Annotated in this window: 23 protein-coding genes and 1 riboswitch; of the genes, 18 read left to right on the top strand and 5 right to left on the bottom strand. The window is 48.9% G+C overall.

Annotated features, from left to right (window positions below; genetic code table 11):
- Positions 1 to 272: 272 nt before the first annotated feature.
- Positions 273 to 1475, bottom strand: a complete 1203-nt coding sequence (locus L4174_RS07520; RefSeq protein ID WP_248140023.1) for a patatin family protein — start codon at positions 1473 to 1475, stop codon at positions 273 to 275.
- Positions 1476 to 1835: 360 nt separating this feature from the next.
- Here L4174_RS07520 and L4174_RS07515 point away from each other — a divergent pair, with 360 nt between their 5' ends.
- The 5 genes from L4174_RS07515 to panP all read left to right on the top strand — a co-directional run bounded on the left by L4174_RS07515 (position 1836) and on the right by panP (position 6987).
- On the top strand, positions 1836 to 2462 hold the full coding sequence (locus L4174_RS07515) for a hypothetical protein (protein WP_248140021.1): 627 nt from the start codon (positions 1836 to 1838) through the stop codon (positions 2460 to 2462).
- Between the two features lie 385 nt (positions 2463 to 2847).
- A complete protein-coding gene (locus tag L4174_RS07510; RefSeq protein WP_248140019.1) occupies positions 2848 to 4329 on the top strand; it encodes a sodium-dependent transporter in 1482 nt (493 codons plus the stop codon).
- Positions 4330 to 4331: 2 nt separating this feature from the next.
- Positions 4332 to 4430, top strand: a complete 99-nt coding sequence (locus tag L4174_RS07505; RefSeq protein WP_211648342.1) for a MetS family NSS transporter small subunit — start codon at positions 4332 to 4334, stop codon at positions 4428 to 4430.
- Between the two features lie 252 nt (positions 4431 to 4682).
- Positions 4683 to 5195 carry a hypothetical protein gene (locus L4174_RS07500; protein ID WP_248140017.1) on the top strand — a complete coding sequence of 171 codons (513 nt, stop codon included), beginning with the start codon at positions 4683 to 4685 and terminating at the stop codon, positions 5193 to 5195.
- Positions 5196 to 5319: 124 nt separating this feature from the next.
- Positions 5320 to 6987, top strand: a complete 1668-nt coding sequence (gene panP, locus L4174_RS07495) for a pyridoxal-dependent aspartate 1-decarboxylase PanP (protein WP_248139997.1) — start codon at positions 5320 to 5322, stop codon at positions 6985 to 6987.
- 77 nt (positions 6988 to 7064) lie between these two features.
- Here the strand turns inward: panP and hutZ are convergent, their stop codons facing one another.
- The gene (gene hutZ, locus L4174_RS07490) at positions 7065 to 7610 is read right to left on the bottom strand and encodes a heme utilization protein HutZ (protein WP_248139995.1); all 546 of its coding nucleotides are present in this window, start codon (positions 7608 to 7610) and stop codon (positions 7065 to 7067) included.
- Entirely contained in the window at positions 7607 to 8092 is a 486-nt protein-coding gene (gene hutX, locus L4174_RS07485) for a heme utilization cystosolic carrier protein HutX (protein WP_248141635.1), read from the bottom strand. Before hutX ends, hutZ begins: the two co-directional genes overlap by 4 nt.
- A 328-nt stretch (positions 8093 to 8420) precedes the next feature.
- On the opposite strand from hutX, the gene L4174_RS07480 reads away from it, so the two are divergent.
- The 12 genes from L4174_RS07480 (at position 8421) to L4174_RS07425 (ending at position 21242) form a co-directional block, all read left to right on the top strand.
- Positions 8421 to 9257, top strand: coding sequence for a hemin ABC transporter substrate-binding protein (locus L4174_RS07480; protein ID WP_248139993.1), 837 nt, complete (start codon positions 8421 to 8423; stop codon positions 9255 to 9257).
- Between the two features lie 85 nt (positions 9258 to 9342).
- The gene (locus L4174_RS07475; RefSeq protein ID WP_248141631.1) at positions 9343 to 10329 is read left to right on the top strand and encodes an iron ABC transporter permease; all 987 of its coding nucleotides are present in this window, start codon (positions 9343 to 9345) and stop codon (positions 10327 to 10329) included.
- Complete coding sequence (locus L4174_RS07470) at positions 10326 to 11147, top strand: heme ABC transporter ATP-binding protein (RefSeq protein WP_248139991.1); 822 nt, start codon at positions 10326 to 10328, stop codon at positions 11145 to 11147. Before L4174_RS07475 ends, L4174_RS07470 begins: the two co-directional genes overlap by 4 nt.
- A gap of 345 nt (positions 11148 to 11492) precedes the next feature.
- Positions 11493 to 12503: an HTH-type transcriptional repressor PurR gene (gene purR / locus L4174_RS07465; RefSeq protein ID WP_248139989.1), complete on the top strand. Its 1011-nt coding sequence runs from the start codon at positions 11493 to 11495 to the stop codon at positions 12501 to 12503.
- 208 nt (positions 12504 to 12711) lie between these two features.
- Positions 12712 to 12815: riboswitch (cyclic di-GMP riboswitch) on the top strand.
- A gap of 131 nt (positions 12816 to 12946) precedes the next feature.
- On the top strand, positions 12947 to 13558 hold the full coding sequence (locus L4174_RS07460; RefSeq protein ID WP_248139987.1) for a TfoX/Sxy family DNA transformation protein: 612 nt from the start codon (positions 12947 to 12949) through the stop codon (positions 13556 to 13558).
- A 189-nt stretch (positions 13559 to 13747) separates the two neighbouring features.
- A complete protein-coding gene (locus L4174_RS07455) occupies positions 13748 to 14140 on the top strand; it encodes a hypothetical protein (protein ID WP_248139985.1) in 393 nt (130 codons plus the stop codon).
- Positions 14141 to 14230: 90 nt separating this feature from the next.
- The gene (locus tag L4174_RS07450) at positions 14231 to 14842 is read left to right on the top strand and encodes a carboxymuconolactone decarboxylase family protein (RefSeq protein ID WP_248139983.1); all 612 of its coding nucleotides are present in this window, start codon (positions 14231 to 14233) and stop codon (positions 14840 to 14842) included.
- Complete coding sequence (locus L4174_RS07445; protein WP_248139981.1) at positions 14839 to 17058, top strand: FAD-dependent oxidoreductase; 2220 nt, start codon at positions 14839 to 14841, stop codon at positions 17056 to 17058. Before L4174_RS07450 ends, L4174_RS07445 begins: the two co-directional genes overlap by 4 nt.
- A 13-nt stretch (positions 17059 to 17071) precedes the next feature.
- Positions 17072 to 18262 (top strand): ABC transporter substrate-binding protein, encoded by a 1191-nt coding sequence (locus tag L4174_RS07440; protein WP_256549377.1) that lies wholly within the window; start codon positions 17072 to 17074, stop codon positions 18260 to 18262.
- 56 nt (positions 18263 to 18318) lie between these two features.
- Entirely contained in the window at positions 18319 to 20013 is a 1695-nt protein-coding gene (locus tag L4174_RS07435; RefSeq protein ID WP_248139980.1) for an ABC transporter permease, read from the top strand.
- Positions 19979 to 20632 carry an ATP-binding cassette domain-containing protein gene (locus L4174_RS07430; RefSeq protein WP_248139978.1) on the top strand — a complete coding sequence of 218 codons (654 nt, stop codon included), beginning with the start codon at positions 19979 to 19981 and terminating at the stop codon, positions 20630 to 20632. The genes L4174_RS07435 and L4174_RS07430 overlap by 35 nt, the downstream gene beginning before the upstream one ends.
- Positions 20625 to 21242: a CDP-alcohol phosphatidyltransferase family protein gene (locus L4174_RS07425; protein ID WP_248139976.1), complete on the top strand. Its 618-nt coding sequence runs from the start codon at positions 20625 to 20627 to the stop codon at positions 21240 to 21242. The genes L4174_RS07430 and L4174_RS07425 overlap by 8 nt, the downstream gene beginning before the upstream one ends.
- A 60-nt stretch (positions 21243 to 21302) precedes the next feature.
- On the opposite strand, the gene L4174_RS07420 is transcribed toward L4174_RS07425, so the two are convergent.
- Together L4174_RS07420 and punR are read right to left on the bottom strand one after the other, a co-directional pair.
- Positions 21303 to 21533, bottom strand: coding sequence for a hypothetical protein (locus L4174_RS07420; protein ID WP_248139974.1), 231 nt, complete (start codon positions 21531 to 21533; stop codon positions 21303 to 21305).
- Positions 21534 to 21774: 241 nt separating this feature from the next.
- The gene (gene punR / locus L4174_RS07415) at positions 21775 to 22677 is read right to left on the bottom strand and encodes a DNA-binding transcriptional activator PunR (protein ID WP_248139972.1); all 903 of its coding nucleotides are present in this window, start codon (positions 22675 to 22677) and stop codon (positions 21775 to 21777) included.
- A 131-nt stretch (positions 22678 to 22808) separates the two neighbouring features.
- Between punR and punC the strand changes: the two genes are divergently transcribed.
- Positions 22809 to 24035 (top strand): purine nucleoside transporter PunC, encoded by a 1227-nt coding sequence (punC, locus tag L4174_RS07410; RefSeq protein WP_248139970.1) that lies wholly within the window; start codon positions 22809 to 22811, stop codon positions 24033 to 24035.
- Positions 24036 to 24080: the final 45 nt, after the last annotated feature.

Below are 24080 nucleotides of genomic sequence, written 5' to 3'. Positions count from 1 at the left end.
GCGAGTTGACTTCATATCATGCTTTCAGAATGGGAGTTTACCGTTCGAATCTTTTGCAAAAAGATACGATGATAATGAGATCAGAAATTCAAACTATCTGTCCGCACTGCTATACGATGACTTTTCCATCATTATTGAATTTCCGCGTCGTAGATTCCGGCCGTATTGAAAAAGAAATGTCCTGCCTGCAACTTCAGCATACTGACCCATGCCCTTCTATTCGTGATTGAAGGACATGGGTCGTGTCATGCGTTCCCGGATGTGGCGCAGACTTACCTGACACTCGTGTGCCGGTTGAGGAGATCAGCAAAACACTCAAGAAATTCGCGACCAACCTGACGGCCTTGCTGATAATCCAGATCAAGGTCCTGACGGCTGCTGAGCAATGCTTTACTTTGCAGGTTTTTTTCCGGAGCCAGCTGAATCACCTTTAACGATTCCGGCGGATGAATCAGAAATTCATTGTCGGCTTTATAGCTCTGATAATACTTATTGAGCATATCGAGCACTTCCGAACGTTTACCGGTCAGTGACAGGAAACGCTCCACGTTCAGTCCGCTCAGCCACTTGCGGTAACCATTCACCGCTTTCTTATCCTCAGAAAGCTCCTGATTCAGCGCATCAGCGGCCTGAATCCCCGCCTGCTCTTTGTCCCGCCAAATGCTTTTCCAGAGCTCAAAGTGGTCCGTGAAATCCTGACGTATCGCCTTCACTTTATCCAGAGACTCATTCAGGCTGAAACGCTCTATATATTCCGGCAGTGCCTGTTCAATCCGTTCTCGCCAGTCATCAAATACCCCGGGTGTTTGCTGCGGCAGTTGCAATGGCTCAGTGCGGATGACAATCACCAGTTCCGCGCCCCGTTTCCATGCTTCCTGCACAGGCACTGCAGCACTGACTCCGCCATCAACCCACTCCAGATCGTGTAAGTTCACCGGCAAGTTATACAGTAAGGGAATCGCACAGGTCGCCCGCAGCACATCGCGCCAGTTCTCTTGGTACATTGGCAGGTAAATATCCTGCAAGGTATCTTTGCGAGTCGCGCAGGCCAGCGCCTGGCGATAAGTTAACACCCGACGGGCAGTCGCAATGTCGAGGGGCGTATGTCCGTCCTGTTCAATTTGACTGAAAGCCCAGTCCAGATTCATCGGTTTTTGCTGGCTGAGATACTGATAAAGATTAAAAAACTCATTCTGAGTCGTCAGATTTGTGATGAAGTCATGGCCAAACTTATGCTGACGGCTGATATATGACGAAAGGTTTAAAGCACCGGCAGAGGTGCCAATATAAAGTTCAAACGGGTCAAAACCCGCTTCGAGAAATGCATCAAAGACGCCTGCTGTAAAAATACCCCGTTGACCGCCGCCCTGAACAACGACAGCAATTTTTCGCTTCTTTACGCCTGTTAACTGTGCGGCAAAAGTTTCAACCAGGTTGAGATCTAAGTCTCCGAGGCTAAAAGGCAAGTGATTCATATGTCTTACTCACTCTGCAAAAACATAAACTCCCCTCTATTCTCTTATTTAAGCGCAAAGCTCGGCAGTAAGAGTCAAAAAATAGACAGAGTGATGATATCGATTAATGCGTGATTGCCGTCAATCCGAATCCGAAAAGGACTATCATAATGATGAATGCGACGGCTAAAGCAATTTTAAATTCAGGGGTTAGATGATTCATATAAACTCCAAATTTACTGCCGCTACGGAGGCCACATTTCGCCACCCTAACGGCAACTGTTTTAAAAATTGTAGCCTCGCCTTGAACCTTTGACCATTTAGAAAACATGGTTTTAGGGTGATAATCACAATTCTCCCAACTGGCATAAGGATGAATCAATGTATTTATATAACAAATACTTACTACCTTTAATTGTCATTTTCAGCCAGCTTTATCTCCCAGCGGCTCAAGCCAATACGAGTCAGCCTGTTTACATCACACCCTACTGGGGCTACACATTTCCTGACAACATTGATGCTAAAGGAGGAATCAAAATCTCTCCTGAGAAATCAGACCTTATCGGCATCACAATTGAAAGCGACTACGGAAAACAAAGAGATTTCAACGGCCGGATTGGCTTCACAACCCAACACCTGAAAACAAGCACCAAAAATTTCAGCGGCGACGACAGCTTCACCTTTTTTCATTTCCAGGCCAGCAGCCATTACCGCATCGTCTCAAAGCTGACCAGTTTTGTCGGCCTGAGCCTTGGCGGCACCCTGACGGATGCCAGCTGGTCAAACCAAGATGTTTTACTCTCTGGTGGCGGATTCTTCGGTTCCGACTTCTTTATTAACCCAAATATCAGAATTCGTTTGGAAGCTCGATGGCTGGCAAGTCGTGTTGATGGAAAAACAAGCACCCGGTGCAAGACCGACTCAGGCACGCAGGACTGTGAAATCAATATAGATAATGACTGGCTCAGCTTTTACCAGGCCAATCTTGGGATCAGTTTTGTATTTTGAGTAAAAACACTAAAGATTATTGTGTATGAACTTGATAGTGACAATGTTGCAAAAGTCTAATTTTTGACTATTTGTTAGTCATAGGTACCAATTTGTTAAATAAAATAAAATACTCAATAAGAAGACGCGCATAGTTAAATCTTCTATACATTTCCTTAACATCTTACGATTCTCACAAAACGGAGGAAAATACCCACAATAAAGGCTGAGTAATGCCAATAGCACAAAAGTTACTGTCTATTGCGCTAGTAAGTATCAGTGGTTAATCTCAACTCAACTGCGTGGGGTTTCAATCCAAATTCTGCGCAACAGGAAGTAAATACTTAGAATAAAAAACTTAAATAGTGCTGTTTCATAGAGAATAGCAGTACATAAGGAGATACTTATGAAACGCGAACAATGGGGAACCCGAGCCGGTTTTATCCTGGCTGCTGTGGGTTCTGCTATCGGGTTGGGGAATATCTGGCGTTTCCCATATATGGCTTATGAGAATGGTGGTGGCGCATTTTTTATTCCTTACCTTTTCGCCATGCTGACCGCCGGGATTCCATTCATGATCATGGAATTCAGCCTGGGTCATAAACTGCGTGGTGCCGCGCCAAGGGCATTTGCCAAGCTGGGAGGCAAACTTGAGTGGCTGGGCTGGTTCCAGGTATTTATTGCCGCTGTCATTGCAGTTTACTACGTCGCTGTGATTGGCTGGGCCATTTCGTATATGGGCTTTGCCTTTACACAAAGCTGGGGAACTGACACCAATGCATTCTTCTTCAGTGAATACCTGAAACTGGGAGACAACTCACCAAGCAAACTGGGAAGTTTGCAACTGCATATTGCCATCCCAATGGTCATCGCATGGGGGATTGCTTTCGCTGCCATCTTTACCGGTGTGAAAGGCGGGATTGAGCGCGCCAGTAAAATCATGATGCCGCTGCTGTTCATCATGGTGCTGGCACTGATTGCGCGAGTCATTTTCCTTGAAGGTGCAATGGATGGTCTGAATTACCTGTTCCGTCCTGATTTCACCAAGATTCTGGACGCCAAAGTATGGTCTGCTGCCTACGGACAGATCTTCTTTACCCTGAGTGTCGGCTTCGCCATCATGATTGCCTACTCCAGCTATCTGCCAGAGAAATCTGACATCAGTAACAACGCTTTTATGACCGTACTGATCAACTGCGGATTCTCTATGGTTGCGGGTATCCTGATCTTCTCCGTTCTGGGCTACATGGCACAAGAACAGTCAAAACCACTGACTGAGGTTGTGTCTGCCGGTGTTGGTCTGGCATTTGTAACCATTCCTGCAGCAATTAACCTGCTGCCTGCACCATACATTCTGGGCCCGGTTTTCTTCTTGGCTTTGGTTGTGGCAGGTCTGAGTTCACACATCTCGATTCTGGAAGCCGTCACTTCTGCAGTTATCGACAAGATGAAATGGTCCCGCAAGAAAGCCTCTACCGTTGTCTGCGGACTGGGCTTCCTGATTTCAATGGCCTTTGCAACAAACGGTGGTTTGCTGCTGCTTGACCTGGTGGACTACTTCATTAATAACGTTGCCCTGCTGGCAAGCTGCCTGGTGGAGCTGCTGGTGATTGGCTGGCTGCTGAAAGTGTCTGATATCCGGGCTTACGTTAACAAGATTTCTGAGTTTTCTATTGGTATCTGGTTCGAAATCTGTATCCGTTTCATCAGCCCGATCATGCTGGCGATTATTCTGGGTAAAAACCTGTTGAACACAGTCGACCAGGGCTACGGCGGTTATGCAATGTCTGATCTGCTGATCCTGGGTTGGGGCCTGGTTGCAGCTATGTTCGTTGTTGCCGTTATCATCAATGTGAGCTCTAAACCACAAAATGGAAGTGAGGTGTAAGTATGACAGCTGGTGCTATTATCATGATGCTGTTTGGTCTGGGGATCACCTGGGGAGGCGCAGCCTACTGCATCTCCGTTGCCATGAAAAATAAAGCATAACCATGACAAGAGGCCTTCGGGCCTCTTTTTGTTTTTACCCGCCTGCGGACCCGAACTTTTTGACACTTTTAACTTTAAGAACAAAGAATTGAGTCATGTTTCATACTCTTTACACTCGGGTCATGTTTCCTTGTAAGATTTCTTTCCTTTCGCTTGCTTCTGCCGCTACAATTTGACAAATAATCCTGATGTCACGGTACTTTATGTCAATTGTGCCGGTATGTATTACTAAAAATCATTCAAGGAAAAACCATGAAGTATTCAGCTCTTGCTCTTTCATTAGCCCTATTACCCGCTTCTGTATTCGCCGCCACAGAAAGTTGTGAAAGCGAGAAATACCACAAGTATGTTGATGCTTCTCTGAGCTGGTATCAAAACCTTGTTCAGCTTGCCGTACAAAAAGATCCGAACCTGCAAGAGGTCGGTGACTGGTTTCTTGAAGGCAGAACGCATCACTTTGAACTGAAACGTGAGGCGGTAGACTGGTATCTGACCCATGATGAAAGCCATCTTGATTTGTCTCAGTCGATCGAATCATGGCTGAAGCTGAGCCAGCAAGATATTAAAACACTTTCAGAACAGAAAGGTGCTCTGGGAGATTACGCCAAAAAAGTTTTTGAAGATCGCCAGGGCGCACCTCATCCCAAAAATTACGAACTGCGCAGTGCATTTGCTGAGTTACTTACACACCCTGATGACATTGATAAGCCTCTGAAAGAATACAACCAACAAATGAGCGCTATTGCCTCGACTGAGTGTAAATAGTCGATTTTTCCTCACGCCGGGCGATCCTCGTCCGGTGTCGTTTTCGAATTTTCCCAAGACAATCACGCACATTTCCAGTACATTAGCTGGATTTGCCGACGTTAACTAAAAGTAACAATTCATTATGGCAGTGGAAAACAGACAAGCTGAAGCATCTCTTGAGACCCTGCACCGTATCTTTACCGTGCCAGAAGCACCCGATTCGACTCTGGGCCGGATCGAAAAAGAGATCTCCGAAAACCTCAATGCCTTTTTGCAAACGCACATTGCTGCGCAGGAAAAGCCGCTGACAGAGATTGAAAAGGATTTTTCCTCCGCCTCAGTGCCGGAAAAGCCCTGCTTTGTATCAGATCACACGCATTTTCTGCTGAATAAACTGGTTGCACAGTCTGTGCATACTTCAGCACCAACCTTCATCGGTCACATGACGTCGGCACTGCCCTACTTCCTGATGCCACTCTCTAAGATCATGATTGGTCTGAACCAGAATCTGGTGAAAATTGAAACCTCCAAAGCATTTACGCCACTGGAGCGTCAGGTATTAGGTATCCTCCATAACCTGATTTATGGTGAAACCGATGCCTTCTATCAACGCTGGATGCACAGTGCTGAACACTCTTTAGGTGCCTTTTGTTCAGGTGGAACCATCGCAAACATCACTGCGTTATGGGTTGCCCGCAATAATTTACTGAAACCTGATGGCGATTTCAGAGGTGTTGCTCAGGAAGGTTTGTTCCGGGCCATGAAACACTACGGTTATGATGACCTGGCAATTCTGGTTTCAGAACGCGGCCATTATTCGCTGAAAAAGGCGGCCGATGTTCTGGGTATTGGCCGGGAATGTCTGGTGGCGATCAAAACCGACGAGAACAACAAAATTTGCACCGATGATCTGAAAGCCAACATCGAATCTCTGAAAGCCAGAAATATCAAACCATTTGCGATTATTGGCGTTGCCGGCACAACAGAAACCGGTAATATCGATCCGTTAGACGAACTGGCTGATATTGCGCTGGCTCATAATTGTCATTTTCACGTTGATGCTGCCTGGGGTGGCGCCACGTTGATGTCAAACAAATACCGGACGCTCCTGAAAGGAATTGAACGCGCCGACTCTGTCACCATTGACGCTCACAAACAACTGTACATCCCTATGGGTGCAGGCATGGTGATTTTCAAAAATCCGGCCCTGATGTCCGCCATTGAACATCATGCTGAATATATTCTCCGGAAAGGTTCCAAAGACCTCGGCAGCCACACGCTGGAAGGTTCCCGAAGCGGTATGGCAATGTTGCTGTTTGCCAGCCTGAATATCATCAGCCGTCAGGGTTACGAACTGTTAATTAATAACAGCATTGAAAAAGCCTGTTACTTTGCTGAGCTCATTCAGGCCGATGCCGATTTTGAACTGATTTCGGAACCGGAACTTTGCCTGCTGACCTACAGGTATGTGCCTCAGGAAACCCAGAAAGCACTGGCAATTGCGAATGACGAAGACAAACAGGCCATTCATGAGGCGCTGAACGATTTAACCCAGTACATTCAAAAACGTCAGCGCGAATCCGGAAAATCATTTGTCTCTCGGACCCGCCTCATGCCCGAACAGTGGGACCGACGCATCACCACAGTCTTCCGCGTCGTACTGGCCAATCCGCTGACGACGGCGGATATCCTGATAGATGTTCTGGAAGAACAGAAACAACTGGCTCAAACCAGCCTGCAAAGCCTGCCGAAAGTCAGAGCGATCACAGCCCGGATTCTGGCTCAGTCATCTGAAGGGATCCGCGATTAAATCTGCGCGCTGACAGGAAGCAAACATAAAAAAACCGGACACTTGAATGCCCGGTTTTTTTATTACCTCAGAACGAATTAAGCGGATTTCACACCCTGGTCCTCATTCATCCGTCGGTGACCTTCTGTCAGATGAACAAAATCGACCAGGTCATCTCCTGACACCTGGAAAGCCTGACCAAAACCTTTCACGAACAACCCTTGTGTCGGCTCCAGACGGAACAGATTAAAATCTTCCAGCCCACTCAGCCCATCCACAATCTCACCAAACCGGACTTTCAGTGCTTCAATACCAGCCTGCCAGCGCTCAGTGTGACGTTCAACCAACACCACATCCGCTTCAAATGTTAGTCTCATCCGTGCAAAAATGGCTTTTGATTCTGCTTCATCTTCGATCATCATCAGCGAAACCTGAGGGTTTTCAAGCAGGTTACGCGCATGACGAGCAATTCGGGAAATCAGAATATAGTAACCATCTTCAAGAAGAGCGAATGGCGCATAACTGACATTCGGCTTACCGTCTGCATCGACCGTTGCCAATTGCAGTGTCTGGCAAGTTTCACGAAATTCCTGGATCTGTGGGCCCAGGCGATTTTGCAGTCGTTCTTGTTTCTCTTGGCTCATGACGCTTCTACTCCAACAAAAGCTTGCTTTAATGCATTAAACTTCTCGACCTGCTGAGGGATGAGCTGACGTTTCTCATCACGGCCAAGATAAATCTTAAAAATACATTCACCGTTTTCAGCCAGAAAACCAATGAAGTAACTTTCATTTCCGCGCATCGGTTTACTCACCAATACGACATCTGATACCCGGTCCAGTTTCAGATGACCATGCATCTCACCTGGTTTTCCCATCAAATTGTAAAAACCGCGGGCTTCTTTACCTTTCGGAAACGGCGCCTTCACTTCAAAGATAGACCCCATTGAATGCACAATTGTCGTCATCACGCCCCACTCCGGAAGCATTTCCAGAATTGACTGTGCGTGATTTCCGCCGATTCGCGTGACAAGTTCATCAGGTAACGCCATGATGATCTCGCCTTCCGTCACTTCCAGTGTTTCAGCCATCAATACCGCATGCAGATTTGGATTTTCTTCCAGCATAGTGCCGACTTTCGTTTTCAATTCCGCAAGACTGAATTTTTCAAACACGCGCTGCGCTCCTTCCTGATCCATCACTCTCTATAGGATGAATGAGAATTAATCTTATTTCATAAAATGATAAGGAGAGATTTACTCTTTTGCAAATGATAATTGATATTATTTGAAAGCCATGGATAATATGCTCAAGCGATAATAATTATCACTTCCTATAATGCAATAACTTGTTTGGGAAGGCGAAGACTGTCTTTTCTACGCAATGAATATTGTTCGTTTTAGTTCATCCGGTGATAACACTGGAATTTCCCAAAATAAAAAACAAGGAGTTATCATGAGACGAGCGGCACTTTCTGCTGTTTTTCTTCTGACTGCCGCGACTGCCTGGGCAGGCGATCGATTGATTAGTGCGGGTTCAGGCATTACGGAGCTCGTTTATGCGATGGGGGCAGAAGATCAACTTGTCGCTGTTGATATAACCAGCAAGTCCTATGTTCATGATGACATACCAAAGTTGGGATATCATCGGCAGCTCTCTGCCGAAAGTATCATTGCCCTTGCCCCTGATCACCTTTTGGGCTCCGAAGAAATGGGCCCGGAGTCAGTACTCTCTCTGTTACGTCAGGCCGGCATTCAGGTCGATATTCTGAACTCAGGTGAAACCATTGCTGATCTGATGCAACGGATTCAACAAGTCGGTCAGCTGACCGGAAAAACACAAAACGCAGAAGTGTTAGCCGCTGAGGTTCAACATCGGATTTCTGTGATTGAGCAGCGACTTGCAAACCAGAAAAGCAGAAAACGTATCCTGTTTCTGACCATTCACGGCGGAAGAGCGCCAATGGTCGGTGGCAGCAACACAACAGCAAATACCCTGATTCAGCTCGCAGGCGGTTTAAATCCAGCCGCGATCCAAATTGATGCTTATAAGCCACTGTCATCAGAAGCAATGGTTGAAATGCAACCCGATGTGATCCTACTCAGCACGCATACCAGTCAGTCAATTGGCGGCAAAGATGGCTTGCTGAAAACACTGCCGTTGCTTGCTGCAACACCTGCCGGCCAAAACAAAACCATTATCACAGTGGATGGTACCGCACTCATCGGCGGGTTAAACCTCAAAACTCTCGAAGAAGCAGAGCGGCTGAATCAGACACTGTATGGCCAGTAAACTTATGACAACAACTTTGAACCGCAGCCGTACCTTTACCAGACAGCGTTTGCCAGCCACTGCCTTACTGCCCGCCGTTTTTGCCATGCTGTTACTTGCCATTGCCTCTTCCATCGTTGTCGGCCCCATGTCGATCAGTTACGCCGATGTCTGGCTGTCACTGCTTCCGGGACAGGATCATGTCGCACCGCACATTGCACTCATCATTCAGCAAGTCCGTTTACCACGCACACTGCTGTGTATCGCGATTGGTGCAGTTCTGGCGCTCTGTGGCACGGTCATGCAGGGACTGTTTCGAAACCCGCTGGCCGATCCGGGCATTATCGGGGTCGCTGGCGGTGCAAGCCTTGGCGCCGCTTCGGCCATTGTCCTGTTCAGCTCAATGGCAGCATCTTTTCCATTACTTTTAACGCTGGGGACAGTACCGGTTTTTGCTTTTCTTGGCGGCGCCCTGACAACCTGGATCGTATACGCCCTTGGCACAGATAAGACCGGCACTTCCGTGACGGTGATGCTGCTGGCAGGTGTTGCAATCAGTGCACTCTCAGGTGCGGCACTGGGACTGCTGAATTTCTTTGCGGACGATCAGGCGCTGCGCGACCTGTCACTCTGGTCCATGGGTTCTCTGGCGGGTGCTACCTGGCCGGGCATCACGCTGGCATTTTCTGCCCTGGCATTCCTGTTCTGGCAATTTGATCGCAGATCCAATGCACTCAACGCTTTATTACTGGGCGAAGCAGAAGCAAAACATCTCGGCATTCAGGTCCAGTCTTTAAAACGATTGCTGATTTTATTTTGCGCCGCTGGTGTGGGTGTCGCTGTCTCCTTATCCGGCGTGATTGGCTTCGTCGGTCTGATTGTGCCGCATCTCGGCCGTATGCTGGCAGGCCCGAATCACAAAACATTACTGCCACTCTCGGCTTTACTGGGGGCACTTATCTTACTGGTTGCCGACATGCTGGCCCGTGTTATTGCCGCACCTGCCGAACTGCCGGTCGGTATCATCACCGCTTTACTGGGAGCACCGTTCTTTATAGCTCTGCTACTGAAACAAAAAGGCCGTTTACAATGATTCATCATATCGTTCGCCCCCTTCGCCCCCGGCACGAAAAACAGCAATCACCGGTGCTTTCAGCCGAGGGTTTATCACTACAACTTGGCGGTAAAACGTTACTGGATCAGCTGAACATCAGTTTCCGCAGCGGAGAGTTAACAGCTTTACTCGGCCCGAATGGTGCCGGTAAAAGTACTTTACTCAAAGTGCTTTGCGGCGAAATTGGTGCCAAAGGTGATGTATACTATTTTGGTCAAAAGCACAGCGACTGGCAGCCATCCCTGCTGGCCAAACACTTGGGTGTACTTCCTCAGCACAGCAGCCTGTCTTTTGGTTTTACTGCGCAGGAGGTCGTTGAATTTGGCTGTATGCCACTTGGTTTGAAGCGCACAGATTGTCTCCGAATTACCCGGGAATGCATGACGGCTGTTGGGATCTGTCACCTGAGCCAGCGTCAGTACCCCACCCTCTCAGGCGGCGAGAAACAACGTGTTCATTTTGCCCGTGTACTGGCTCAGCTCAGCAATGCTAAAGACCAGTGCATTCTGATGCTGGACGAACCGACTTCAGCTTTAGATCTTGCCCACCAGCACAGTTGCCTGAAACTGGCAAAAGATATGGCCCGTAAAGGAGCCGCCGTCATCCTGGTCATTCATGACCTCAATCTTGCGGCTGAATACGCAGACAGACTGGTATTGCTGAATAAGGGGAAGATACAAGCAGACGGTGATGCCTGGCATACCCTGACCACCGAGAATATCAGCTCCGTTTATGGTTCCCCGGTGATCATCGAATCTCACCCCCGCGGGCACTTTCCGATCGTCCTTTCAGCCTGAACCTCCTGCAAGGGCATCGCGGAGCCGTTGCCCTTGCACAGCACTTACAATGTAAAGACTGAAACAACTTTCAAGTTGCCAGTATTCTTGAGCTGCATCAAGATTCCCCTCACATTTCAAGAGAAACGTTGCACTGTGCGTGAGTCCTTGTAGAATGTGAGCGCAAGCGATTAACCGATGAAATAAATAGCAATAGAAAGTCAGACTTCATATCGGTGTAAGGTATTGTTACCACTCGGCCTGAGCCACTCATTTCCCGCCGCTATCCTCGCAGAGAAGCGGCGTTTTAGCGTCTGGCAAATATGAAAAGACCCTGATCAGGGCCTGAAGACTAGAAGAACAATTATGGCAACCATTAAAGATGTTGCACGTATGGCAGGTGTATCTACTACCACAGTCTCACACGTGATCAACAAAACCCGCTTCGTAGCGGAAGCAACACAGAAAAAAGTGTTGGCGGCAGTTGAAGAATTGAACTACGCGCCAAGCGCCGTCGCGCGCAGCCTGAAATGTAATACAACCAGCACCATCGGCATGCTGGTGACAAAATCGACCAACCCATTCTTTGCCGAGTTGGTGCATGGCGTTGAAGAGTACTGCTATAAATCCGGTTATACGCTGATTTTATGCAACACCGAAGGTAATCTGGCCAAACAGAAGGATTACCTGCGCATGCTTTCTGAAAAGCGTGTGGATGGTCTGCTGGTGATGTGTTCTGATCTGGATGATCAACTGCTGGAACAGTTAGAGCGACAGCCTGATCTGCCCATGGTTATCATGGACTGGGGTCCTGCACGCCCAAAAACAGATAATATTCAGGATAATGCAGAACTTGGCGGTTATCTTGCCACTCGTCATTTTATTGACAATGGACACACTAAAATTGGTTGTCTTTCCGGCCAGAAAGATAAATCTACCTGCCGTGAGCGGCTGAAAGGTTTCCATAAAGCCATGAGCGAAGCTGGTCTGACGGTCAATGAAAACTGGATCATTGAAGGTGATTTCGAATGTGAATCTGCCGTAGATGCAGCCAATGCTTTTATTGCCATGAAAGAGCGTCCAACTGCTATTTTCTGCTTCAATGACATTATGGCAATGGCCTTAATCAGTACATTTGAACAAGCAGGGATCAATGTACCAAATGATATTTCAATTATTGGCTATGACAATATTGATCTGGCCCCGTACTTTTCACCGCCTCTGACAACAATCCACCAGCCAAAACGCCGTTTAGGCAAGACTGCGGTGGAAATTCTGATGGAACGCGTGAAAGATAAAAACCATGAATTTCAGACTTTTGAGATCAATCCTGAGCTCGTGGTTCGCCGTTCCGTCAAAAAAATAACACATCCATAAAAAACGATATTAACCTACATATATTGATAAACAGCCGATATAAACACCCATATCGGCTATGTTTATATGGAATATTACTACGCTACAGAGGAATTGATGGGATAATCAGTTAGTTTCTGTAAAATTTATACGATTTTTATTGCGAAGAGTATCACAATTTTTTGTGCGATCGATATCAAATTTGTCTTATTGATATATGATTAAACAGTCACGAACAAGGCAAACCATCTGAAAGGATGGGACGCAAAGCTTCCGGCCTAAAAGCAATGACTTAGTGATAAAGTTATTACTCATGGTAGCGGGGTTGCCGATGGATGAAGTGAAGTTTATGGGACACTTTTGTCATTCTTATGACAAAAGACTCATAATCTTATGCACAATTGAATCCTCGCTCCGTTGTTTGGTGACTTCTTTTGTTGAAATTTCTAACCGAGAAAAGAAGCATGGACAAACCACTACTGAAAGATTCAATTCGTTTATTTGAGAAATTTGGCCAGATTAAATCTCGCTCAATGTTTGGCGGTTTTGGCATTTTCGCAGGTGAAACGATGTTTGCTCTGGTTGTTAGCGACAAGCTGCATCTGCGCGCTAACGCGAAAAATGAAGAAACCTTTAAACAAGCTGGCCTCAAACCGTACGTTTATCAAAAACGCGGTTTTCCTGTCGTCACAAAACACTATGCCATTCCGGAAAACTGGTGGGAAACCCCAGAAGTCATTCTGGAGCACGCTGAAGTTTCTCTTAATGCAGCACAGGCTGACAAAGAGAAAAAAATGCAGGCTAGCCCTAACCGCATTAAAGATCTGCCAAATCTTCGCCTTGCCAATGAGCGTATGCTCAAGAAAGCAGGCATCAACTCTGTAGATCAGCTGTTTGAAGTTGGTGCTATCGGTGCTTTTCAGGCGCTGCAGGAATCTCATCACGAGTCATTGAGTCTGGATTTGCTTTGGGCGTTAGAAGGCGCAGTCAGTGGAAAACACTGGTCTGTGATTACCCCACAACGTCGAAATGAGCTCCTGTCCAAACTAGAAGTCAATTCTGGCGCTCATCACTAAGTATTCAGATTATTTTGCCAGTGCAGCGATTTGCACTGGCTTTAAATAACCTGCTTTAGCCCTGGCACCCTGTCAGGGCTGTGTAAAAAACAGACAAACCTCACAAACATTAATAACAATTCCATCAGTTAACTTTTCTTCAGCTTCGCCGCCTTTAGAATGTATGTTTTGCATCAGAAAGGAGGTCATATGCGCTCATCTACGCCGTTTCCGGGCCAGACTGACACAATTTTCAAAGATAAATTCCACAAATGGCCAAAACTGATGCGCTACCTGGTCTTTATCAGTTTGCTTCCTTCTGCCGTTCTGCTCATCTTTGCGCACACACCAACCGGCACGGAAAGTAACCTGCTTCCCTCTTGCCTGGTTGCCTCTGTAATCAACATTCTGCTGATTAGCTGGGGCCTGATCCTGAAAATCAAAGCCCGTAAATACTGGTATCGAAACTATCACATTGGCAAAACCATCCTGCTTGCCCTGTTGCAGCTCATCGCCAGTACATATCTGGTGCTGGATACCAATACTCGCAGCTCACTCACCAATCAGCCGGTTGCGCGTACTGTACAACTTTCAATCAACTGATCACAAAAGCTAAATCAATCCCCCCATTTCTGAAATTTGTCCGGATCTGAACGGTCGGTATGATAAACCGCTTTCTCCGGAGAACTTCCAGTGCGTGTACCGGCAAAAAAACGCTACTCCATTTTAATCCGTCCCCTGCTCTGGCTGCAAAAACGCCATTTCGGACAGCCGCTGAATCCGGCTTTACTTTGGGGACGCCGACCCGTCTTGTTTTACCTCGTGGCCAGTTTCTTTGGTTACTTAGACAGAAAACGATCACCGTTGTCTGATGTGATGCGATCCCTTGTCTGCGTCCGTGTTTCTCAGCTCAACGACTGCGCGTTTTGTGTCGATGCCAATGGCATGAGACTGGCGCAACGCTGCCAATCAGTCGAAAAAATACAAGCCCTGACTCAATGGCAGGAAAGTCCGCTGTTTGATACTCAGGAAAAAGCAGTACTGGCCTATACCGAAGCAATGACAGTCACCGGTAATCGTGTAACTCAGCAGATGATTGATGATCTGAAACAGTGGTATGACGAAGATGCTCTGGTCGAGCTGACAGCGTTAGTCAGTTTCCAAAACCTGTCTGCAAAGTTTAATACCGCTTTGGATGTCCCTTCGCAGGCATTCTGCTCGATTCCTCTAAGTCAGCAACCGGCACCGAAACAAAACGACACCAAACACGATCAGCCCACTCACCAAGCAGATAAGCACCGATGAACCGATTCAAAAAACCTTTGTTACTGGCTTTCATTGCCGCCGCCTTTATCGCCTGGTTCGCTTTCGATCTGGGCAACTATTTCACGCTTGAACAAGCAAAAGCCTACCAGCATTCCCTGCAGGCAAGCATTATTGAGCACCCCTTACTGTCGAGTACGCTATTTTTCGCAGTTTATGTTGTACTGGCTGCCCTTTCCTTCCCGGGCGCTGCGGTCATGACTTTACTGGGTGCGGCGCTGTTTGGTTTCTGGTGGAGTTTGCTGGTCGTTTCATTTGCCAGCTCGCTGGGTGCGACACTCGCATTTCTGGCGAGCCGCTTCCTGCTGCATGACTGGGTACAACACAAGTTTGGACGACGCCTGTCTGCTGTGAACCGGGGTGTTGAAAAAGATGGTCCCTTTTATCTCTTTACATTGCGTTTAATTCCCGTCTTTCCGTTCTTTCTGGTCAACCTGCTGATGGGCCTGACTCCGATGCGTGGCCGTACTTTCTATTGGGTCAGCCAGTTGGGGATGCTGCCCGGAACCATGGTTTACCTCAACGCGGGTACCCAGTTAGGAGAAATTGAATCTTTGTCCGGCCTGATTTCACTGCCGGTCCTGATCTCTCTGGTGCTGTTGGGGATTTTTCCATTCATTGCGAAAGGTATCATGGGTGTCATTCAGCAACACCGCATCTATCAGCACTGGCAACGTCCGACGCAATTCGACCAGAATATGGTGGTGATCGGTGCTGGCGCCGGCGGTCTGGTCAGCGCCTATATCGCTGCAGCCGTGAAAGCAAAAGTTACACTCATTGAAAAACACCGGATGGGCGGCGACTGCCTGAATACCGGCTGTGTCCCCTCAAAAGCCCTGATCCGCGCGGCTCACACCATGCACACCATTACCCGGGCACCCGAGTTTGGCATTCAGACAAACACACCTCAGATCGATTTCACTGCGGTGATGCAACGTGTACATCAAGTTATCCGACACATCGAACCGCACGATTCTGAAGAACGCTACAGCAAGCTCGGCGTGAACTGCATTCAGGGAGAAGCACAAATTTTGTCGCCGTGGGAAGTGGAAGTAAACGGCGAACGCATAACCACCCGAAACATTGTCATCGCCACCGGAGCCCGCCCTGTTGTTCCGCAAATTGAAGGTATTGAACACATTAACTATCTGACGTCAGATACCCTCTGGTCAATCAGGGAACAACCCAAACAGCTTCTGGTCCTGGGGGGCGGCCCGATTGGGTGTGAACTGGCACAGAGTTTTCAGCGACTGGGCAGTCAGGTCACACTGGTTGAAATGGCCGATCAATTGCTGATTCGTGAAGATGCTGATGCCGCGGCTCTGGTACATCAAAGCCTGATCAAGGATGGCGTCGAGATCAGACTGAAACAAAAAGCCACCAAATTTGGGACCAGAAAAACGGCTCAGGGAGAAACGACACAGTTTGTCATCCTGGAAGGCCCCCTGGATGAACGTCATGAAATCACGTTTGACACCGTGATTCTCGCCTTAGGCCGGGTCGCGAATGTCAGTGGATTTGGGCTGGAAACACTGGGTATCGGCGTTAACGAACGCGGAACCGTCACAGTCAATGAGTATCTGCAGACGCAATATCCCAATATTTATGCTGTGGGTGATGTCGCCGGTCCATTTCAGCTGACCCATGCCGCTGGCCATCAGGCATGGTATGCGGCTGTCAATGGCCTTTTTGGCAAGCTGAAAAAATTCAAGGCTGATTATCGCGTGATGCCCGCCGTCACCTATACCTCCCCCGAAGTTGCGCGCGTAGGGCTCAATGAGAAAGAAGCAGCCAATCAGGGCACAGAAGTCGAAGTGACCTGCTACGGGATTGATGATTTAGATCGCGCAATTGCCGACGGAGAAGACTATGGTTTTATTAAGGTATTGACCCCGAAAGGGAAAGATACCATTCTCGGCGCGACCATCGTCGGGAACCAGGCCGGTGAGCTGCTTGCAGAGTTTACGCTGGCGATGAAGTATGGCCTGGGTCTGAACAAAATTCTGGGGACCGTCCACCCTTATCCGACGATGAGCGAAGCGAACAAATATACAGCCGGGGTATGGAAACAGGCGAACAAACCAGAACGCATCTTGGCATGGCTGGAGAAGTATCATCGCTGGCAGCGAGGTGGCTCTGCCCATGATAAGAAAAAAACAGACATTGCTGATCATCCGACGAACTTGCAGGAAAAATAAGGAAATAATCATCATGAAATTAACATGGATGGCGCTTTGCCTGACGTTGGCAGCGTCCCCGCTGATGGCAAGCGAAGCTCAGAATCAACCTGCAATGAGTGACATGAGCTGGAAAGACATTCAGCAGCGTGCACGCGGACAAACCGTATTTTTCAATGCCTGGGGCGGGAGCCAGCCTATCAACAGTTACCTGCGCTGGGTTGCCCGTGAGGTTAAAAGCCGCTACGACATTACGCTGAATCACGTCAAAGTCGCCGACATTGCCGAGACATCCCAACGCTTACTTGCGGAAAAAACTGCCGGAAAAAATACAGGCGGTAGTGTCGATATGGTTTGGATCAATGGCGAAAACTTCCGCACGATGAAAACCAACGAACTTCTGGATGGTCCGTTTGTGGCTCAGCTTCCGAACTGGAAGCTGGTCGATAAACGCTTGCCTGTTTATGAAGATTTTACGGAAAGCACTGATGGCCTGGAAGCGCCCTGGGGAGTCGGTCAGCTGGTGTTCATTCATGACAGTCAGACCCTGAGCAATCCGCCCGCAAGCTTTGCAGAACTACTAAGTCTCGCAAAAGCATTCCCGGGGAAAGTCACTTACCCGCAGCCACCAGCATTTCATGGCACCAGTTTCCTGAAAGCGGCACTCATTGAGCTGACCAATGCTGCCCCTGCCCTTTATGAACCGATCGATCCGGAAAAAGAGAAGGCAAAATTTGATCAAATCACGGCGCCGCTGTGGCGATATCTGGACCAGCTGCATCCGGTTGCCTGGCAACAGGGGAAACGTTTCCCGGGCAGTGCTACTGAAATGATGCAGCTGCTGGATGACCGGCAGCTTCTGGTCGCGATCACTTTCAATCCGAACGAAGCAAAAGCGGCTATCGAACGGGGGGATTTACCGGCCACTGCCAAAGCTTTTGCTTTTGAACAGGGCGCATTGTCGAACATTCACTTTCTGGCGATTCCATGGAATGCGAGTGCCAAAGAAGCCGCCCGTGTCGTGATTAATTTTCTGATGAGCCCGGAAGCACAGGCCCGCAAGTCCAATATTCAAATTTGGGGTGACCCGGCCATTCTGACCCCGGAAGCCTTGGGTTCTGAAGAAGAAACTCAGGGCTTCCAGCTTTATCAGGCCATTGCCGAGCCTCATCCAAGCTGGCAAACCGCGCTGGAGGCTGCATGGCAGCAGCGCTATGGACACTAATTGTGGCCAGAACCTGACTGTACATCATCGTGTTTTTGAATAAGTGACGTCGCAATATGTTGTATTTGTTGTTTATTGCTTCGCTGATCATCTGCTGTTTGCCCCTGGTGCCGGGATTGGTGGGAATTTTATTACCTGCCCTGTCCTGGCTGCCGATGGCAGGGCTGAATGAACCCGGTTTTCAGGCTTTTGGGCAGGCGTTTTCCTGGCCGGGTATTCAGTCATCGGTCTGGCTGACGTTGTTTACCGGCGTCCTCAGTACGTTGTTGGCTTTAATTTTCACGTTCCTGATCCTGCAAAAAAGCTGGGGCTCCCGCCGATGGCATACCGTTGAGTCCTGGTTATCACCCATTCTGGCTATCCCGCATGTGGCGTTCGCGATTGGGTTCGCCTTCACCTTCTCTTCAACCGGAATGATCGCCCGTCTCATCACATCACTGGGTGGCGATCCGGGCCAGTTTTCACTGCTGCAAGATCCTTATGGTCTGGGCCTGACACTGGCTTTAGCCATTAAAGAGACCCCCTTTCTGCTGTTAATGAGTCTTTCCGTCCTGCAGCAACTCAATGTCAGTCGCTTAATGGCTGTCGGCAGCGGACTGGGCTATAACCACGCGGCAACCTGGATCAGCGTGATCCTGCCGCAGTGGCTGCCCAGGATGCGGCTGCCCATTTTCGCAGTGCTGGCATACGGCATCTCTGTCGTCGATATGGCCATGATTCTTGGCCCCACCCGCCCGCCGACATTCGCCGTACTGGTCTGGCAGTGGTTCAATGATCCGGACATCAACCTGATGCCGAGAGCTGCGGTTGGCGCTCTGCTGCTGTTATTGCTGGGCCTGGCACTGCTGGCACTGTTTCGCGTATTTGAATGGCTCATCTGCCGGGGCTGGCAGCAATGGCAGTACGCCGGACATCGTCAGCATCACCTGCCGGGCCGCCATCTTCACTGGCCGCTGATACTGGTGCCGATGATGGTCATTCCGGTGTTAATCACCTGGTCTGTTGCCCTGCGGTGGCGCTTTCCGGACTTACTTCCCAGCCGTTTCAGCCTGCAATTCTGGCAACAGGAAACAGCTTTCGTGGCAGAGCTGATTGCCACCAGCCTGCTGATCGCAGCCATCAGTACGCTGATCGCGCTGATTCTGACGATTGGATGTCTCGAGTACCGGGAAAAAACGGGGATCGGCCTCCCCGGCTGGCTCATTGCAATGCCAATGGTATTGCCACAGGTCTCATTACTTTTCGGAATTCAGGTCACCACCTATCTGATGCCGGGCCAGCATCATCTGCTCTGGGTGGTCTGGAGCCATGTGCTATTTGTGTTTCCGTATCTTTATCTGGCGTTGGATGGTCCCTGGCGCAGTTTTGACCGCCGCTATACCCAGACAGCCAGCAGTCTGGGCCTGTCTGCACTGGAAGCCTGGTGGCGAGTGAAGCGCCCCATGTTAATGCCCGCAATGTGTCTGGCAATCGCCGTCGGCTGCAGCGTGAGTCTGGCACAGTACCTGCCAACCCTCAGCCTGGGTGCTGGACGGGTGAGTTCGCTGACCACAGAAGCCGTTGCCCTGGCCAGTGGTCAGGACAGACGGGTCAGCGCCATATATGGCCTGCTGCAGGGACTGGTACCTTTCCTGCTCTTTATCATCGCAATGCTGGCAAGCCGCTATTATCAAACGAAAATGACCGCTGAAAAAACAACAAGGAATTCCGAGCCACATGTGCTTATCCGTGAAAAACCTCACTATAAATAACGGGGACCAGAGATTACTGACATCGCTGAGCTTCTCGGCAGCACGCGGGGAAATACTCACCATCATGGGCCCCAGCGGCTGCGGTAAATCGACGCTGCTGGGTGTGATTGCCGGTCACACTGCACCTGACTGTCACTATCAGGGCCAGATCAGTCTGAATGATCACCCGATTGATACTCTCGAACCGGACAAAAGGCGGATTGGCCTGCTGTTTCAGGACGACCTGCTCTTTCCTCATCTGAACGTCTGGCAAAATCTGGCCTTTGGTTTACCATCGTCAGTGAAGAAAAGTGAACGCAAAAAACGCGCTTACGAAACACTGGCAGCATTAGGCCTGACGGATCTGGCCTGCCAGAGTCCCGGTCAGATCTCCGGCGGACAGCGTGCTCGGATCAGTCTCATGCGCAGCCTGCTGGCAGAACCGGATGCAATTTTGCTGGATGAACCGTTCAGCAAGCTCGACAAAGACCTTCGGATACAGTTCCGGGACTTTGTTTTCAGCCAGATCCGACAGCAGAATATTCCGGCCTTAATGGTCACCCATGATCAGGACGATGTCCCGCCTGGCGGACAACTCCTGTTGTGGCCTGAACCACCGGGGGAGACCAGCGATGCTTGACCGTTATGCCATTCAGTTGCTCAAGGCCCCTGTCAATGGCCTTGGACGGCTTCTGGAAAAATCCCCTTTCAGTGCCAACCAAATGACCGTCACCGGTTTCATCATTGGCCTGCTGACTTTGCCCGCACTGATCTATAACCACTATCTGCTGGCATTGTTATTTATTGTATTCAACCGGATATTTGACGGCCTGGATGGTGCACTCGCCCGCCGAAGAGGCATCACAGACTGCGGGGGATTTCTCGATATCACGCTGGATTTTCTATTTTATTCGCTGGTGCCTTTCGGATTTGTGCTGGCTCAGCCGGATCAAAACGCCGTTGCCGGTGCATTTCTGATATTTGCCTTTGTCGGAACAGGCTCCAGCTTTCTTGCTTTTGCCATCATGGCAGGGAAACGGCAGATCGATAACCCGGTATATCAGCACAAGTCACTGTTTTATCTGGGAGGACTGACGGAAGGGACTGAAACGATTGCCTGTTTTGTACTTTTCTGTCTGTTCCCGGAGCACTTTGCCCTCATCGCCTGGATATTCGGATCCTTATGCTGGATCACGACTGCGACCAGAATATGGGCCGGTTACCAAACCCTGAAAACAACAGATTACTGACACAACACGTCAAATTGACCTTAAAAAAACAGCTGCTCAATTGAGCAGCTGAGGGTTCAGTTAACTGAATACCGGCAACTGTTGATTCTGTTTATCCAGCCGGCTGTGGAACTTATTAATTTCAATTTCAATTGCGTTGTAACTGCTGCTCATCAATTCCCCTAAAAAAGCAGGGGTATCCGGATGCTGACTTTGTAAAAACGCAGCCAGCAATTTGACATCATCCGGTCTGGGGCGATAGCTCAGATTAGGGAACGCGTTATAGATATAGTCGATAGCACTAGCCAACATGCCATGATTGCCTTGCTTAGTCTGTTGAGTCTGAGACAACTGATTATTCTGATTCATCATCATTGGATTACGTTGTATTGAATTTGACGACAGGCATCCTAAAGATTCTGAATGAAAGAATTATGACTTCGCACAGTGTTTATGTTGATTTTCATACCACTGCACGCATTTCAAACGACTTTGAGACTGCCCGCTCGTTTCTCCCCCTTGTAAGCGAACAATACGCTGTCAGCATTAAGTATTACCGCATCCATTCTCTGTGAAGTTGCTCACTATCTCCCAAATAATCTAATAACCAGCTCAGCGCCGGATTTAAACTCGCTTTATTCCAGGCCAGGCAACAGGGACTGACCGGTGTCGGCGTTGCCAGCGCGCGGGTGATTAATCTGCCGCTGTTTAGTTTTGGCGTGGCCATATGTTCTGGCACCACCCCGATGCCTAAGCCAGCTTCCAGGCACTGAAAAGCGCTGGACCAGTCCGGCACCATAATCCGCCGCTGATTGTTCATCAGCCAGGTGGTTCGCTTTGGCAATGCCCGGGAAGTATCTTCCAGGCAGATCGCGGGGTACCTGGCCAACGACGTTTCTTCCAGAGTAAGGTCGTGATTTGAAAGCGGATGACCCGGCGACATCACAAACAACCAGTTCAGACTGCCCATATCCCGGTAATCAAAATCCCCACTGACCGGTATTGCTGCGGTTGCACCAATCACCAGATCAGCCCGACCATCAGCCAGCGCATCCCAAACACCGTTATAAACTTCCATAGTCAGATGCAGCTCTACATCCGGAAATGCCTGATAAAAATCCCGAACCATGGTACTCACACGGCTTTGCCTGACCACTGTATCCAGGGCGACAGATACATTTTTCGCCCAGCCATTGGCCACGCGCTGGGTCTGAAGCTTGATCTGATCCATTTGCTTCAGCAGCTGACGCGCTTCTTCAACAAAATACTCCCCTGCCCGCGTCAGCGTCACCTGACGGTGCTGTCGTTCAAAAAGCTCCACCGCGAGTTTTTCTTCGATCGACCGAACGGTATAGCTGATTGCACTGGGCACCTTGTGTAATTCTTCGGCAGCTGAAGAAAAACTTCCCCGACGAGCGACGACGTCAATCACCTGTAAATCATTAAAAGAGAACATAAAAACCCCAATTTTGATGAAAAATAACTCACATCAAATTTTTTGAAACCAGCATTGAAATTTTAGCGTTTCACAGCATAAATCACCACGATTACAATATGAAACTTGAATTATTTACTGGTTATCCAACAATGACGACAAAACCAACAACAATGACGCTTGTGTGGTTTGCATTTCTCAGCATGCTGGGCTTTCTGGCAACAGATATGTACCTGCCTGCTTTTACCGCAATGCAAAATGACTTGAACACATCTTCAGGCCTGATCGGCATGACTTTGAGTATCTTCCTGCTGGGTATGGCGATCGGACAGCTGATTTACGGACCCCTGTCCGATCGGCTGGGCAGAAAAAAAGTCCTGCTGGGCGCCATGCTGTTGTTCAGTCTGGCAACGCTTGGCTGTGCCATGGCACCGAGTGTAGAAGTTCTGCTCACCTTCCGTTTTCTTCAGGCTTTAGGTGCCTGTAGTGCAACCGTTTTGTGGCAGGCCATTGTAATTGACCGTTATCAGGGAAAAGTCGCTGAGAAAGTTTTCGCCACCATTATGCCGCTGGTCGCGCTCTCACCAGCCCTGGCACCATTGGTTGGCGCAGCGATTCAGTCCCATTTCGGCTGGCGGACAATTTTCCTGAGCCTGATTGCCCTTGGGGCTGTGCTGGCTGTGATGACAGCCTGTCAGCCGGAAAGTGCTGCTCAGCAAAAAAATCAGGAAGACGACTCCCAAAATATGCTGACTGAAATGGCCGTGAATTACCGGCAGTTGCTCAAGTCAAAAAAATTCATCGGTAATATGATGATCTTTGCCGCGTGTTCCGCCGCATTTTTTGCCTATCTGACCGGCTCACCTTTTGTCATGTCAGCGATGGGTTATTCAAGTGAAGACATTGGCCTGAGCTATATCCCTCAAACCATCGCATTTCTGGTGGGTGGTTATGGCTGCCGTGCATTATTGGAACGGACAGAGGGCAGAAAACTTCTGCCATGGCTGCTCAAGCTTTTCATTTGCAGTGCGCTGGTCATTCTGGTCGTCACTATCCAGACGCAGCCGGATAATATCTGGCCGATCCTCATCCCGTTCTGTTTTATTGCCGTTGCAAACGGTGCGATTTACCCGATTGTGATCAGCAAAGCGCTGGAAGATTTCAAACATTGCAGCGCAACGGCTGCCGGTTTACTCAACTTCCTGCAAACACTGGGCTGTTTTGCAGCCAGCTCGCTGGTTGCCGCTTTTGCAGACCAAGGATTAGAGATCGTAGCTTACGGTATTGCCGGAACCTGTCTCTTTGTCCTGGCTGGTTTCGCACTGGTTGTGAAAAGCAAACATTCAGAGCCTGCCGTCGCCGCTTCATCAGCAAACTGACTTTGTCATCTGGTCTGAACTCATCAGACTCAGATTGCGCCGCTG

It is taken from the genome of Photobacterium sp. CCB-ST2H9, assembly GCF_023151555.2.
GTDB lineage: Bacteria > Pseudomonadota > Gammaproteobacteria > Enterobacterales > Vibrionaceae > Photobacterium.
This window is presented reverse-complemented; position numbering and strand designations above follow the sequence as displayed.